Genomic DNA, 12,841 nt, shown 5'->3' on the forward strand with positions numbered 1-12,841 from the left:
CCGTGCGTTGCGATGCGCCGTACCAATCTACACGCCCGGCCCGGCGGCGGCGCCCTCCGCCTCACCGCCGAAGATGGTTTCCAGCCCCGCCTCGAGGTCGCGCTCGAACGAGCGGGCGTCGGCCGTGGGCCGCGTCTGGCTCCAACCGGGGAGCGCGGCCACCTCGCGCACGAACTCGTCGAAGAACACCTGCACCAGCCCGATGGACGAGTCGTCGCCGAACACGGCGATGGCGATCAGGTCCTCGGCCGGCGTTCGGAACGGGCCGATGAACACCTGCGCCTGGGCACCGCCCTGGTGCAGGTGGCGGAACCCGCCCTCACCCAGCATCACCGCCAGCGCGTGGGAGGAGGCGTGGATGCCGGCGCCCAGCGCGGCCACCCCCATCACGTCCAGCGCCCGCGCGAAGCCGCGCTGCGCCAGCACCTGGCCGCTCTCGTTGATCAGGAGCACCAGGCGCAGCGCCGCCTCGCGCGCGAAGCGCTCCACCGGCGGTGAGAGCGCGCCGACGAACTGCGCGAGGTCGGCGCGCCTCATCCCAGCGCCTCGACGACCTTCGCCGCCTCCAGGCGCACCATCCCCACGTTCACCCACCCCTCGGCGATGACCACGAGGAGGAGGTCGCCCAGCTGCGGCGGGGCGGCGGCGAAGAGGAGCCCCTCGTCGGCCTCCACCTGCACGAACTGCGCGTGGCCGAACTCGGCGCCCCGTACGGAGCGGGCGGCGCGGCGGAAGATGGAGGCCACGAGCGCGGCCACCGCCTGGCCGGGGACGCCCACCATCAGGTCTTCCTCCACGATCAGCCCGTCCTCGAGCGCCACCACCATGCTGCCGCGGACGCCGGAGACGCGGTTGACCCGGTCGAGCAGCTCGGCGTAGGCGCTCACCGGGCGCCTCCGCCCAGGAAGCGCGCCGCGGCCTCGCGCGCGCGGGCGGCCACGCGCAGCACCCATCCCATCGGCACCTCGCGGCGCCCGGCCACGGCCACCATCCCGCCGTCGGGGGTGGGGGAGAGGCGGACGACGACTTCGGCCGTCTCCACCAGGATCCCCTTCCATTCCCCCAGCTTGAGATGCCGCACGGCGCGCTGCGCCTCGTCGCTGGCGGGGGAGAGGATGGCGGCGATCTCGGGCCCGCGGTCGCGCCCGCCCACGTGCATCTCGCCGGCGACGACGAACCCCTGCGCGTCGAGCATCACCGCGCCCACGATCCCCCGCTCACCGCCGAGCGCATGGAGATCGCGCTGGAGGAGATCGAACTCGTGCGCCTCCCCGCTCGCCGCCGTCCCATCCGCCGACGGGGTCGCCGCGACCGTCTCCGGCGCCACGGGAGTCGGGGGAGACGGGGCGCCGCTTGCCGCCGCGCCCGCCGCAATCCTGCCGGGGGCCGGTCCTCCGCGCCGTCCTCGCAACCCGCGCCGCGCCTCGAGGATCCGCTCCAGCGCGTCGCGGACCTCGGCGTCGTCGAACTGGCTCTCCAGCGCACGCTCCAGGTGGCGCTCGGCTTCATCGAGCTCGCCCCGCTCGAGGCAGAGGAAGCCGATCTGGCGCCGCGCGTCGTGGTGCTCGGGGGCCAGCGCCAGCGCGATGTCCCACTCGTCGAAGGCGCGGACGGCGTCGCCGGCGTCCTGGTAGAGGAGGCCGAGGAGGTAGTGCGCCTCCACGTCGTGGGGATGGCGCTCCAGCCCGCGCAGCACCAGCCGCATCGCCGCGTCGGCCTTGCCCAGCGAGCGGTAGTGCTCCGCGAGCGGGAGGAAGGCCGGGCTGCCGGGGTCGGCGGCCACCTCGTCGCTCCACTGGCGCACCTGCTGGGGGGTGGCGCTCATCCCGCCTCCTCGCCCATGGTGGACAGCAGCGCGTCGGCGGCGGCGATGGCGGTCTGCGCCTTCTCGCGGCGCTCGGCGTCGCCGTCCTCCAGGCGCAGGTACGTGGCCCAGGCGTCGCGGGCGCGGTGCATGTCGCCGGTGTGCGCGGCCGCGAAGCCCAACTCGTAGTGCGTCAGCGCCGCCAGCGGGTCCAGCGCCGCCGCGCGGGCCAGCGAGGCGACGGCCTCTCCCCAGCGCCCCAGCTTGCGCTGCGCCTGCGCCAGGAGGAGCCAGATCTCCGGGTGGCCGGCGTGCGCGTGCGACAGCTCGTCGAGCAGGCGGCGGGCGCGGTCGGCGTGGCCGTCGCTCAGCGCCAGCTTGGCCTCGCCCAGCGCGTCGCGCAGCGGGCGCTCCATCGCCGGGCCGGCCGTCTCCTCCGCGCGCTCCTCCAGGATCTCCACGATCCCCGTGGTCACCAGCCCGTAGACGATCTTGGCGATCTCGAACTCCGCGCGGCCCAGCGACGCGGCGATCTCCTTGAGCGTGCGCTCGCCGTCGATCTCCGCCAGCACCTCCCACTCCGAGGGGTGGAGATCGAGGGTGGGGCCTTCGGGAGAGTCGGAGACGAGCGCGGGGATGACCTCCACGCTGGGGATCTTGCTCTCAAGCGTGCTCCACTCGTCCACCCGCCGCGCCGCCTCCATCAGCAGGCTCTCGGTCGGCACGCGCACGAAGATGGCGCCGTTCTGGCCGGCCGGGCCCTCCTCGAAGCGGAAGTAGCCGTCCTTCCACTGGATCAGGGCGTAGACGGCCTCCTCGATCTGGAAGCGCAGCTGGCGGCGGACGTCCTGCACGCCCAGCACGCCCATCTCCACCAGGATCTCGCCCAGGGGGCGGCCCGGCTGCCGCGACTGGATCTCGCGCGCGGCGTCGATGTGCCGCTCCGTCGCTTTACCCGCGCGGACGAGGAGATGGCCGATGCGCTCGTGCGGCTCGCCCAGCTCGGCGCCGGTCACGCCGCCGCGGTCGAAGCGCACCACGGCCGGGCGGCGGCGCCCCTCCTGGGTGATGGTGAGCACGCCGGTCTTGCGCGACAGGTCCAGCAGCTGGAACACGTCGCTCAGCGCGAGCTCGCGAAGCGGGCCTTCGATCGCCATCCGTTCCCCCGCTCAGTCGGCGCCGGCGGGCGCCGCCGCGGTGCGGAAGACGCTGGCGAAGTCCAGCGCCGTGTCGATGTTGTCGCGCGCGGGGCCTGCCCACGGGCCGTCGGGGTCCGCCTCCACCGCCTGCCGCCAGTGCTCGATGGCCTCGCGGAAGCGGCGCTCGGCGGCGGCCACCATCCCCAGGTGGAAGAGCGCGTCGGCGCGATCGGGATCGAAGCGGAGGATGCGGGTGAAGGCGGTGCGCGCGTCCGCCCGGCGGCCGTCGTCCAGCAGCACCTGGCCGAGGAGGAGGAGCGCGTCGAAGTGGTACGGATCGCCCGCCAGGAGGTCGACCAGCACGTCCACCGCCTCGCCCAGCCGCCCCCCGGCTCGATAGGAGGACGCGAGCAGGAGCGCGCCCTCGAAGTAGCTCGGCAGCACGTCGAGCGCGGCCTGCGCCTCGGCCACGGCGTCGTCCGTCCGCCCGCTGTCGAGGTACAGCCGCCCCAGCTCCAGCCGCGCGGCCACGAAGTCGGGGTCGAGCCTGATGGCCAGCTTGAGCGCGCGCTCCGCGTCGTCCGCCTTCCCCGCGGCGATGGCGGCGCGCCCCAGGTTGCGCAGCAGCCCCGCGTCCTTCGGCGCCAGCTCCACCGCGCGGGAGAAGACGCGCACCGCCTCCGTCCCCTCGCCCTCGCCCAGCAGCGCCTCGCCCAGGACCTGGAGATTTTCCACGCGGTCGGGGTCGTGCTCGCGGACCGTCTCCGCCGCCTCGCGCGCGTCGGCGAGTCTCCCCAGCCGAAGGAGCGCGCGGGCGCGGCCGCTCCAGGCGCGCGCGTGGTCGGGCCCCCATTCGTGCGCCTCGAGCCGGGCGATGGCGCTGTCGAAGCGCTCCAGCGCCTCGCCCTCCAGCCCCTGTCGGAGGAAGATCTGCGCGGTCAGCAGCGCCGCCTGCACCGGGTCCGCCCCGGCCACGGCCACGCGGCGGACCTCGCCCAGCGCGCGGTCGAGTAGCCCCTTCGACAGGTAGTCCTCCGCCAGCGCGAACGCGTCCGCCGCGGCGGGCGGGGTCGCCGGTGCCGCCGCCGCCGCGGGCTGGGGCGCCAGCTCGCTGAAGATCTGGTCGAGCGCCTGGTCGTCGAAGGTGAAACTCTCCACCCCCGCGTCGCCGCTGATGCGCTCGGCCGCGTCGAGCTCCGGCGCCAGCACCTCGGCGTACTCGAACTGGACGTCGATGGCCAGCTTGTAGCGCGGCGTGGTGTAGTACGGGTTCAGCTCCAGCGCGCGCTTGGTCTCGCGCAGCGCGCCCTCGAAGTCGCCCAGGTTGCTCAGGACGAAGGAGAGGTTGTAGCGCGCCTCGGCGTAGTTGGGGTCCGCCTCGACCGAGCGGACGAAGGCGTTGCGCGCCTCCTCGTAGCGCCGCGTCTCCATCAGCACCGCGCCGATGCCGTTCCACGCGGCCGCGGCGTCGGGGCTGGCGCGCAGCGCGGCGCGGTAGGCGTCGAGCGCGGCGCCGTGGCGGGCGCGGCGCAGGTACATCAATCCCCGGTTGCACCACGCGTCCACGAACTCGGGGCGCAGCGACACGGCCTGCGTGAACGCCTCGTCCGCGCCCGCGTCGTCGCCGCGGTGCAGGCGGACCACGCCCAGGTTGTTCCACGCCAGCGAGTAGCCGGGGTCGCTCTCCAGCGCGCGGCGGTAGCTCGTCTCGGCCGAATCGACGTCGCCCGTCTGGTGCAGGCAGACGCCGCGCTCGTTCCACAGCTTGGGGCTCCGCTCGTCCTCCGCCAGGAGACGGTCGTACAGGTCCAGCGCCTGCGACGCCTTCCCCTGGAGGAGGTAGACCTCGGCCATGGCCTGGCGGACCAGCGCGGGCTCCTCGGCCTGCTCCAGCGCGCGCGCGAACTCGCGCAGCGCCTCGTCGTAGAGCCCCTTCTGCCGGAAGGCGATCCCCAGGTTGTAGTGCGCCAGCTTCTCGCCCTGCGCCACCTCGGGGCGGCGGACGCGGCCGCCCACCAGCTCCTGGTAGCGCGCGGTGTTGTAGCGGTCGAGCGAGAGGTTGGCCTGCGCCTTGGCGAAGTGGGGATTGAGCTGCATCGCCGTCCGGCTCTCGGCGCGCGCCCGCTCCATGTCCTGCATGTCGCCGTAGACGAACGCCAGCACGTGGTGCGCGTCCGCGAGATCGGGATTCAGTTCCACGGCGCGCGTGAGCTCGCGCAGCGCCTCGTCGTTCAGCCCGCGGTTGTAGTAGAGCTCGCCGACGTAGAAGTGGAGGACGGCGCTGTCGGGGTCGTGGTCGAGCGCGCGCAGGAACCACGTCATGGCCGCCTCGAAGTTCCCCCCCGCCTTCTCCGCCTGGCCCAGCTGGATCAGGACCCCCAGGTCGTCGGGATCCTGCGCCAGGACGCGCTTGAGCTCGGCGACCGCGCCCGCGTGGTCGCCGGTGTTCAGGTACGCCGTCGCCAGGCGGGTGCGCGCCTCGGCGTCGGTGGGGTCTTCGCGGAGCCGCTCGCGCAGCTCCGAGATCATCCGGTCGTACCACCCCGTGGCGAAGTAGGCGATCTCCAGGTTGCGCTGCGCGACCACCATCTTCGGGTCGATGGCGAGGGCGCGCTGGAACTGCTGGATGGCCTCTTCGTAGAGGGCCTTGTTGAAGTAGAGGACGCCCAGGTTGTTGTGCGCGCCCGCGTCCGCGGCGTCGATGCGCTGCGCGAACCCGCGCAGGATGCGCAGGTCGCGCTCGGAGTGGGGCGGGCGCGGCTCGTGGGCGGCGGGGGAGAGGTCCTGCAGCTCAGGCAAGGCGGATGGCCTGGAGGATGATCTCGAGCGACTCCACGTCGGGGAGCAGCAGGAACTGTCCCTGCACCACCTCGTCGCCCTCCATCACGAACTCGGTCTGGATGCAGAACACGAAGTCGCGCTCGTGGCCGAAGTTGGTGTACGCCGTGGTCAGCACCGCGCCGCACAGGTCGATCACCAGCGACGGCACGGACGGGAGGAGCATCAGCCCCATGAAGTCCGACAGCGCGTTCATGTAGGCGGCGGAGAGGATGTTCCCCGCCTCCTTGATGGCGCTCTGCTCCAGCTCGCCGAACACGTGGGCGCTGCCGGGCTGGCGGTGCAGGAGGATCTCCGCCAGCCGCATCGCCGAGTTGCGCGGGAAGATCAGGAGCGTGCGCCCGGTCAGGTCGCCCAGCATGTGCATCAGCACCGCGGCCACGACCTCTTCCGGGTTGCCCATGATGTCGGGCACGTCCTCCAGCGCGGTGACCTGCAGGCGCGGAACGTTGATCATGATCCGCGTGTTGGTCATCTGCGACAGCGCCGTGGCGGCGTGCCCCGCCCCCATGTTGCTGACTTCGCGGAGGGCGTCGATCTGGATGGCCCCCAGGTCCCGCAGGTCGAGCGTCATACCGGCGTTCGCCTCGTGTGCGTGTGTCGGTCCCGCGTTGTGATCCTGCATTGTCGGCGATCAGGTACAGCTAACTGCTCAAGGACAAAACTGCAACGGCGTTATTGCCCTCTCCCTGGCGCTTCGCGCCTGTCCCTCCCCCCAAACCGACCGGGGGAGGGACGAAGGCTCGCTTTGCTCGCGGCGACTTCGATCGGGCGGCCACACCGATGTGTATCCTTCGCCCGGATGCCGCGCCCGCAGTCCGCGAAGCGGACTTCGTGCCCTTGTTGCCGTGAATTCATTCGCCCGGCCATCCCCGGCGCGACGTCTCGCTCCTACGCGTTCACCGCGGCGGCCAGCACGCTGCCGGCGTCGAGGATCAGCGCGGGGCGGCCATCGGAGAGGATGGTGGCGCCGGAGAACAGGCGCAGCGTGTCGGCGGTGGCGTCGAACTGCTTCACCACGATCTCCTGCTGCCCCATCAGCGCGTCCACCTCCAGCCCGATCCGCTGCTCGCCCACCTCCAGGATCACCGCGTGCCGCTTGGCGCCCTCGGGCGGCGTTCCGTTCGCGTGCAGGATCTGGCGCAGGCCCAGGAGCGGGATCACCTCGTCGCGCAGGAAGGCCACCTTCTTCCCCTTCACCGTGCCGATCTCGTCCGCCAGGAGATGCACCGTCTCGCCGACGTGGGTGAGGGGGAGCGCGTAGGTCTCGCCGCTCTGCTGGACGAGGAGCGCGCGGACGATGGCCAGCGTCTGCGGCAGCTGCAGCGTCATGGCGGTGCCACGGCCGGGCTCGCTGAAGATCTCCAGCATCCCGCCCAGCGCGCGCACGCGCGTGGCCACCACGTCCAGCCCCACGCCGCGCCCGGAGACGTCCGTCACCGTCTCCGCCGTGGAAAAGCCGGGGCGGGTGAGCAGCCGGTGCACCTCCTCGTCCGGGAGCGTGGCCGCGTCGTCGCGCGAGACCAGGCCGGCCTGCACCGCCTTGGCGATCACGCGTTCGCGCTGGATGCCGCGGCCGTCGTCTTCCACGCGGATGATGATGCGGCTGCGCTCGCGCATCGCGGCGAGGCGGAGCGTGCCCGTCTCGGGCTTGCCGTGTGCGCGTCGCTCGGCCGGCGCCTCGATCCCGTGGTCGAGCGAGTTGCGGAGGAGGTGGACCAGCGGGTCGCCGATCTCGTCGAGCATCGAGCGGTCGAGCTCGATCTCCTTCCCCTCGATCACGAAGTCGACCTTCTTCCCCAGCGAGCGCGCGGCGTCGCGCACCAGGCGGGGGAAGCGGTCGAACACCTGGCTCACCGGGGCGAGCCGGGCGCGCATGATCTCGTCCTGCAGCTCGCCGATCAGCCGGCTGGCCTGGTCCACCGTCTCCGCCAGCTCCGGCGTCTCGTAGTCCACCAGGCGCCGCAGCCGGTCGCGGGCGATCACCAGCTCGCCCACCTGGTTCATCAGCGCGTCCAGGCGGCGCAGGTCCACGCGGATGTGCCGCGCGCGCCCCGCCGCACCCGCCGCGGTCCGTCCCTCGTCCGCCGCCTCGGCCGACGGCCCCTCCACCGCCTCGCCCGCGCGGTGCGAGGCCACGTCGACGTCGCCGATCTCGCCGATGGCCAGCAGCGCGCCCTGCACCTCGAGCGCCGGCGTCTCTGTGCGCAGGACGAAGCGCAGCGTGCCGTTGAACTCGGGCTCGTTGAGCGCGGCCTCGCTGGGCTCCAGCCCGCTGACCTCGCCCAGCTCGCGGGCACGCTTGAGCGCCATGAACGCGCGCACGCCGGGAAGGAGGGCTTCCTTCGCCACCTGCACGCGGACGGAGAGCGCACCCTCCTCGACCTCCGCCGCATCGTCGTCCTCGCGCGCGGGGGCGGGCTCGAGCTCGATCTGCGGGGCGAAGATGTCGAAGGTGACGTCGTCGCCCGCGGCCGCGCGCAGGCGGGTGAGCAGCGCGCCGATGCGCGGCTCGTCGCCGCTTTCCTCCACCGCCAGCTCGATGGCCCGCTCCAGCGCGTCGCACGCTGCGAAGAGCAGGTCGATCGTTTCCGGCGTGGCCTGCGCGCGTCCGTGCCGGATGCGGTCGAGCAGGTTCTCCATCTCGTGGGAGAGGTCCGCCACCGGGCGGTAGCCCATGGTGGCGCTCATCCCCTTGATGGTGTGGACGGCGCGGAACACCCCCTCCACCACCTGCTTCGAGCCCGGGTCCGATTCCAGGGACAGGAGCAGGTGGTTGATCGTCGAGACGTGCTCGCGCGACTCGGAGAGGAAGAGCTCCCCGTACTGCGAGAGTTCCATTCGGGAGGTGCGAAGGTGCGAGAGTGCGAGGGTGCGAAAGGTGACTGCGAGCGTGGCAGGCGGGCCGACGAGGTGCTCCGGGCGTCTGCTCGGCGGGACGGCGTCAGTCGGCGCCCGTCACCCCTTTCGCACTATCGCACCTTCGCACTCTCGCACTGCGGTTCATCCCAGGACGCGCTGCACCGCCTCCAGCACCCGGCTGGGCTGGAACGGCTTCACCACGAAGTCGCGCGCGCCGGCCTGGATGGCCTCGATCACCAGGGCCTGCTGCCCCATGGCGCTGCACATCAGGATCTTGGCGGTGCTGTCCTCCTTGATGATCTCGCGAACGGCGTCGATCCCGCCCATGTCCGGCATCACGATGTCCATGGTGACCAGGTCCGGCCTGAACTGGCGGTACTTCTCCACCGCCTGCACGCCGGTCTCGGCCTCGGCCACGATCTGGAAGCCCGCCTGGGTGAGGATGTCGCCGATCATGGTGCGCATGAAGATGGCGTCATCGCAGATCAACACGGTCTGACTCATCAAGCCTCCGTCTCTCTCGTCGCGTGGGGTCAGGGTGGTTCGCCGGAGCGCCCTAGGCCAGGATGGGTTCGAAGATCTCGTCGGGCTCGACGGCGACGAAGATCTCGTCGTCGACCTCGCCCACGCCGCGCAGGTACGCGCGGTCGATGCGCAGCGAGCGCAGGACGTCGGCGCTGTCGGCCAGCGAGCCGGGGTCCACCGCCACGATCCGCGCCACCTCTTCCACCGCCAGGCCCACGAGCTTCGCGTGGTGCTCCACGATCACGATGCTGTGCTCGGGGATGCGCGAGGCGGGAGGAAGGCCCAGGCGGGCGCCCAGGTCCACCACGGTCACGATGCGGCCGCGGAGGTTGATCAGCCCGCACACGTGGCCGCCGCTGCCGGGAAGCGGCGTGTACGGCCGCGCGGGGATGATCTCGCGGATCCGGCCGATGGGCACCGCGAAACGGTGCTCGCCCACCACGAAGAGCACCATCCGCTCGGGCTCGGCCGCCTCGTCTTCGAGCGCCGCGGACCCGGCGGGAACGTCTTCGGTGTCGGTGGGAAGCATCGCCGGCCTGAAGGGGAGCCCGCTGGTCTGGATGTGAGCGGACCAACATAGCGGGCGCCCAGTACACGGTCAAGAAACCGCGGCCGCCGTGTCAGTTGCGCTCCCGGGGTCGCATCTGCTCGCACGGATGTGCAGGCGGCGGACCGACTTGCATCCCCCGGAGGAGCAGGAAGCGCGTGGGCTGGAGATATCGTACAACATAAGGGTGAGAGTTCCGTCATTTTCGACGATAACGTACTACGTAAGGCGCAGAATTGAAGATTTTTTACTACGTAAGGAGAAAACGTACTACGTAAGGCTTATCCCGCTCGTCTCCCGCGCCCAGGCGGCGGCGGCGGCGAGGTCGGGGGGAAGCGGGGCCTCGAAGCGCAGCTCCTCGCGCGTCCTCGGGTGGCGGAAGCGCAGCTCGGCGGCGTGGAGGAACTGGCGGGGGACGCGCCTGGCGAACGCCTGCGCCCAGCCGCGCTCGGGGCCGCTGACGCCTTTCGCCCGCCCGGGCGCGTAGGTCGCGTCGCCGACGACGGGGTGGCCGAGATGGAGGAGGTGGACGCGGATCTGGTGCGTGCGGCCCGTCTCCAGCTCCGCGCGCAGCAGGTCCGCCGCGCGCCAGCGCTCCAGCCGGCGGAAGTGCGTGCGCGCCGGCCGCCCGCCGGGGACGATCCCCATCTTCTTGCGGTCCGTGGGATGGCGGCCGATCGGCGCGTCCACGCTCGCCGTCTCCTGCGGGAGATGGCCCCAGCAGGCGGTCAGATACGCGCGCTTGACCTCCCGCAGCTTCAGGTCGTGCGAGAGGACGCGGTGCGCCTCGTCGTTCTTGGCGACGAGGAGGAGGCCCGAGGTGTCCTTGTCCAGCCGGTGCACGATCCCCGGGCGCAGCACGCCGCCGATCCCCGACAGGTCGCCGATCTCGTGCAGCAGCGCGTTGACCAGCGTGCCGCTGCGGTGGCCGGCGGCGGGATGCACCACGAGCCCCGCGGGCTTGTCGATCACCGCGAGGTCGGCGTCCTGCCAGACGATTCTCAGGGGGATGGCCTCCGGCGCGACGTCCGAAGGCTCGGGGGCGGGGATGGAGACGGCGAGCCGGTCGCCGGGCGCGACCGGGTCCTTCTTGCGGACCGGCGCGCCGTTGAGGGTGACGCGCCCGTCCTCGATCCACTGCGCCGCGCGGCTGCGGGACACGTCGAGCCGCGCGGCCAGCCACGCGTCCAGCCGGCCGCCGGCGTCGTCGCCGGCGACCAGCTCCGTCACCCCGTCAGTCGGCGGGCTCGGCGACATCCAGCTCCTGCTCGATCTTCTGCTCCTCGCGCCAGAGCGAGAACGCGAGCAGCAGCGCGCCGACCGTCACCGCGATGTCGGCCACGTTGAACACCGGCCAGCGCACCTCGCCCACGCCGAAGTCCAGGAAGTCCACCACGCCGCGCGAACTGCGCACCCGGTCGATCACGTTCCCGATCGCCCCGCCGGTGACGCTGGCGATGGCCACGAGCCGCAGCTTGTCGCGCCAGGGGGTGCCGCGGAACATGAACCAGAGGACGACCACGGCGACCGCCGCCAGCGCCATGAACACCCAGCGCGACGCCTCGCCCAGGTGCAGCCCGAACGCCGCGCCGGTGTTGTAGATGAAGGTCAGGCGGAAGAAGTCGCCGCCCACCTCCACCGGCGTGTAGGGGCGCAGCTGGCGCAGGACGATGGCCTTGGTCACCTGGTCCAGCAGGATCACCCCGCCCACGGTGGCGGTGTACAGCACGATCTTGCGGCGCGCCTCGTCCGCCGGGGTGGTTGCCGCCGCGGCCGGGGTCTGCGTCATCACGGTATCGGTCATCCGTTCATGCTTCGGTTCACGCGCACGCGGCGCGATGAAAGTCGGTCAGCGGGTCGCGCTTCGTACCCTGCGGGGCGCCCCGGCGGTCCTTCGCCCCTCCGCACCTTCCGGACCCGGACAGGGTGATCGGATAGGACGATGGTTGGCCGTGCCGGATGCCGAATATAACAGCGGCGGCAACCTGCCGCGCCAGAAGCTTCCGCCGCGTACAATTCTGGTGCCCCGCGCCCGTCTCCGAACCATTCCGGTGCACGCATCAGGCGCATCAGAACGCGGCGAATCTCGCTAAACACCTGAATTTACGCGGGTCTCCCGTTCGTCGGGGTCGTGGCGCGCGGCGTGCTGCGATTTCGGTCGCTTCCGCTCGAACGGTCCCCTGACCACCGCAGTCTCTTCTCTCCCACCCACGGCCGGGCTGCCCGGCCACAACGGAGGTATCCCCCATGCGGCTGACCAACGGTCTGGCGGTTGCGGCTGCGCTCTGCGCCCTGGCCGCCTGCGGCGAGTCCGCCACCGAGCCCCTGCGCGCGCCGCAGGCGCCGCGCGGCATCACCAACGGCACGCCCACCGGCTCCAGCTTCGGCAACGTGGGCGCGCTGATGGTGGACTTCGACGGCAACGGGAAGATCGAGGGGCTGGACCAGGATTGCACCGGCAGCCTCATCTCCCCCACGGTGTTCCTGACGGCGGCGCACTGCGTGGAGTTTCTCCCCGCGGGCTACCCGGTGTACGTTACGTTCGATGCCACGCTGATGCCGGCGCCCAAGCACGTGATCGCCGCCACGGGGTGGACGTACGATCCGCAGTACGGGCACGACCAGGGCGACCTGCACGACTTGGCGGTGGTCTTCCTCCCCAAGCGTGCGACCACGGGGATGACGCCGCTCAAGCTGCCGCCGGCCGGGTACCTGGACCAGCTGCAGGCGCAGGGCGGGCTGACGGACGCCACGTTCATCAACGTGGGCTACGGCATCTCCGCGAACTCGAGGGGAATGCCGAGCTTCGGCTACGACGGCGTGCGGAAGTACTCGTTCTCGGAGTTCATGGGGCTGCAGCCGGCGTGGCTGGGGCTGCTGCAGAACTCCAACGCCACCGGCCAGGGCGGCGACTGCTACGGCGACTCGGGCGGCCCCAAGTTCCTGGACGGCCACCTGGACATGGTCGTGGCCACCGTCACCACCGGCGACCAGTACTGCCGCGCGACGAGCTGGGACTACCGCCTAGACACGCCGAACGCGCGCGCGTTCCTCGGCCAGTTCGTGGCGCTGCCGTAATTCGGATCGACAGATACGAACGCGAGGGCGGGGGTGCGAATCCCCGCC

The 12,841-nt window shown here is 71.9% G+C and carries 12 protein-coding genes; 1 reads left to right on the forward strand and 11 read right to left on the reverse strand.

Features of this window, described 5'->3' with window-relative positions; translation table 11 throughout:
• Positions 1-27: 27 nt before the first annotated feature.
• From VF092_20400 to lspA, 11 genes are all read right to left on the reverse strand, one after another.
• A complete protein-coding gene (locus tag VF092_20400; protein ID HEX6749664.1) occupies positions 28-537 on the reverse strand; it encodes a roadblock/LC7 domain-containing protein in 510 nt (169 codons plus the stop codon).
• Positions 534-887: a roadblock/LC7 domain-containing protein gene (locus tag VF092_20405; GenBank protein ID HEX6749665.1), complete on the reverse strand. Its 354-nt coding sequence runs from the start codon at positions 885-887 to the stop codon at positions 534-536. Before VF092_20405 ends, VF092_20400 begins: the two co-directional genes overlap by 4 nt.
• Entirely contained in the window at positions 884-1,825 is a 942-nt protein-coding gene (locus VF092_20410; GenBank protein HEX6749666.1) for a tetratricopeptide repeat protein, read from the reverse strand. The genes VF092_20405 and VF092_20410 overlap by 4 nt, the downstream gene beginning before the upstream one ends.
• Complete coding sequence (locus tag VF092_20415; protein HEX6749667.1) at positions 1,822-2,961, reverse strand: DUF4388 domain-containing protein; 1,140 nt, start codon at positions 2,959-2,961, stop codon at positions 1,822-1,824. The genes VF092_20410 and VF092_20415 overlap by 4 nt, the downstream gene beginning before the upstream one ends.
• A gap of 12 nt (positions 2,962-2,973) precedes the next feature.
• Positions 2,974-5,742 carry a tetratricopeptide repeat protein gene (locus VF092_20420; protein ID HEX6749668.1) on the reverse strand — a complete coding sequence of 923 codons (2,769 nt, stop codon included), beginning with the start codon at positions 5,740-5,742 and terminating at the stop codon, positions 2,974-2,976.
• A complete protein-coding gene (locus tag VF092_20425) occupies positions 5,735-6,355 on the reverse strand; it encodes a chemotaxis protein CheC (GenBank protein HEX6749669.1) in 621 nt (206 codons plus the stop codon). Before VF092_20425 ends, VF092_20420 begins: the two co-directional genes overlap by 8 nt.
• Positions 6,356-6,672: 317 nt before the next feature.
• Positions 6,673-8,622, reverse strand: a complete 1,950-nt coding sequence (locus tag VF092_20430) for a chemotaxis protein CheA (protein HEX6749670.1) — start codon at positions 8,620-8,622, stop codon at positions 6,673-6,675.
• Positions 8,623-8,784: 162 nt separating this feature from the next.
• Positions 8,785-9,147: a response regulator gene (locus tag VF092_20435; protein ID HEX6749671.1), complete on the reverse strand. Its 363-nt coding sequence runs from the start codon at positions 9,145-9,147 to the stop codon at positions 8,785-8,787.
• Positions 9,148-9,199: 52 nt separating this feature from the next.
• A complete protein-coding gene (locus VF092_20440; GenBank protein HEX6749672.1) occupies positions 9,200-9,697 on the reverse strand; it encodes a chemotaxis protein CheW in 498 nt (165 codons plus the stop codon).
• 288 nt (positions 9,698-9,985) lie between these two features.
• A complete protein-coding gene (locus tag VF092_20445) occupies positions 9,986-10,972 on the reverse strand; it encodes an RluA family pseudouridine synthase (GenBank protein HEX6749673.1) in 987 nt (328 codons plus the stop codon).
• Positions 10,950-11,519 carry a signal peptidase II gene (lspA, locus tag VF092_20450; GenBank protein ID HEX6749674.1) on the reverse strand — a complete coding sequence of 190 codons (570 nt, stop codon included), beginning with the start codon at positions 11,517-11,519 and terminating at the stop codon, positions 10,950-10,952. Before lspA ends, VF092_20445 begins: the two co-directional genes overlap by 23 nt.
• A gap of 443 nt (positions 11,520-11,962) precedes the next feature.
• Between lspA and VF092_20455 the strand changes: the two genes are divergently transcribed.
• Positions 11,963-12,793, forward strand: coding sequence for a trypsin-like serine protease (locus tag VF092_20455; protein HEX6749675.1), 831 nt, complete (start codon positions 11,963-11,965; stop codon positions 12,791-12,793).
• The last annotated feature ends 48 nt before the right edge of the window (positions 12,794-12,841 follow it).

This window comes from Longimicrobium sp., assembly GCA_036377595.1.
Taxonomy (GTDB): domain Bacteria; phylum Gemmatimonadota; class Gemmatimonadetes; order Longimicrobiales; family Longimicrobiaceae; genus Longimicrobium.

Coding starts and splice junctions, on each gene's coding strand:
- VF092_20400 (HEX6749664.1), bottom strand. CDS start 537: ATGAGGCGCGCCGACCTCGCGCAGTTCGTCGGCGCGCTCTCACCGCCG.
- VF092_20410 (HEX6749666.1), bottom strand. CDS start 1,825: ATGAGCGCCACCCCCCAGCAGGTGCGCCAGTGGAGCGACGAGGTGGCC.
- VF092_20415 (HEX6749667.1), bottom strand. CDS start 2,961: ATGGCGATCGAAGGCCCGCTTCGCGAGCTCGCGCTGAGCGACGTGTTC.
- VF092_20425 (HEX6749669.1), bottom strand. CDS start 6,355: ATGACGCTCGACCTGCGGGACCTGGGGGCCATCCAGATCGACGCCCTC.
- VF092_20430 (HEX6749670.1), bottom strand. CDS start 8,622: ATGGAACTCTCGCAGTACGGGGAGCTCTTCCTCTCCGAGTCGCGCGAG.
- VF092_20435 (HEX6749671.1), bottom strand. CDS start 9,147: ATGAGTCAGACCGTGTTGATCTGCGATGACGCCATCTTCATGCGCACC.
- VF092_20440 (HEX6749672.1), bottom strand. CDS start 9,697: ATGCTTCCCACCGACACCGAAGACGTTCCCGCCGGGTCCGCGGCGCTC.
- VF092_20445 (HEX6749673.1), bottom strand. CDS start 10,972: ATGTCGCCGAGCCCGCCGACTGACGGGGTGACGGAGCTGGTCGCCGGC.
- lspA (HEX6749674.1), bottom strand. CDS start 11,519: ATGACCGATACCGTGATGACGCAGACCCCGGCCGCGGCGGCAACCACC.
- VF092_20455 (HEX6749675.1), top strand. CDS start 11,963: ATGCGGCTGACCAACGGTCTGGCGGTTGCGGCTGCGCTCTGCGCCCTG.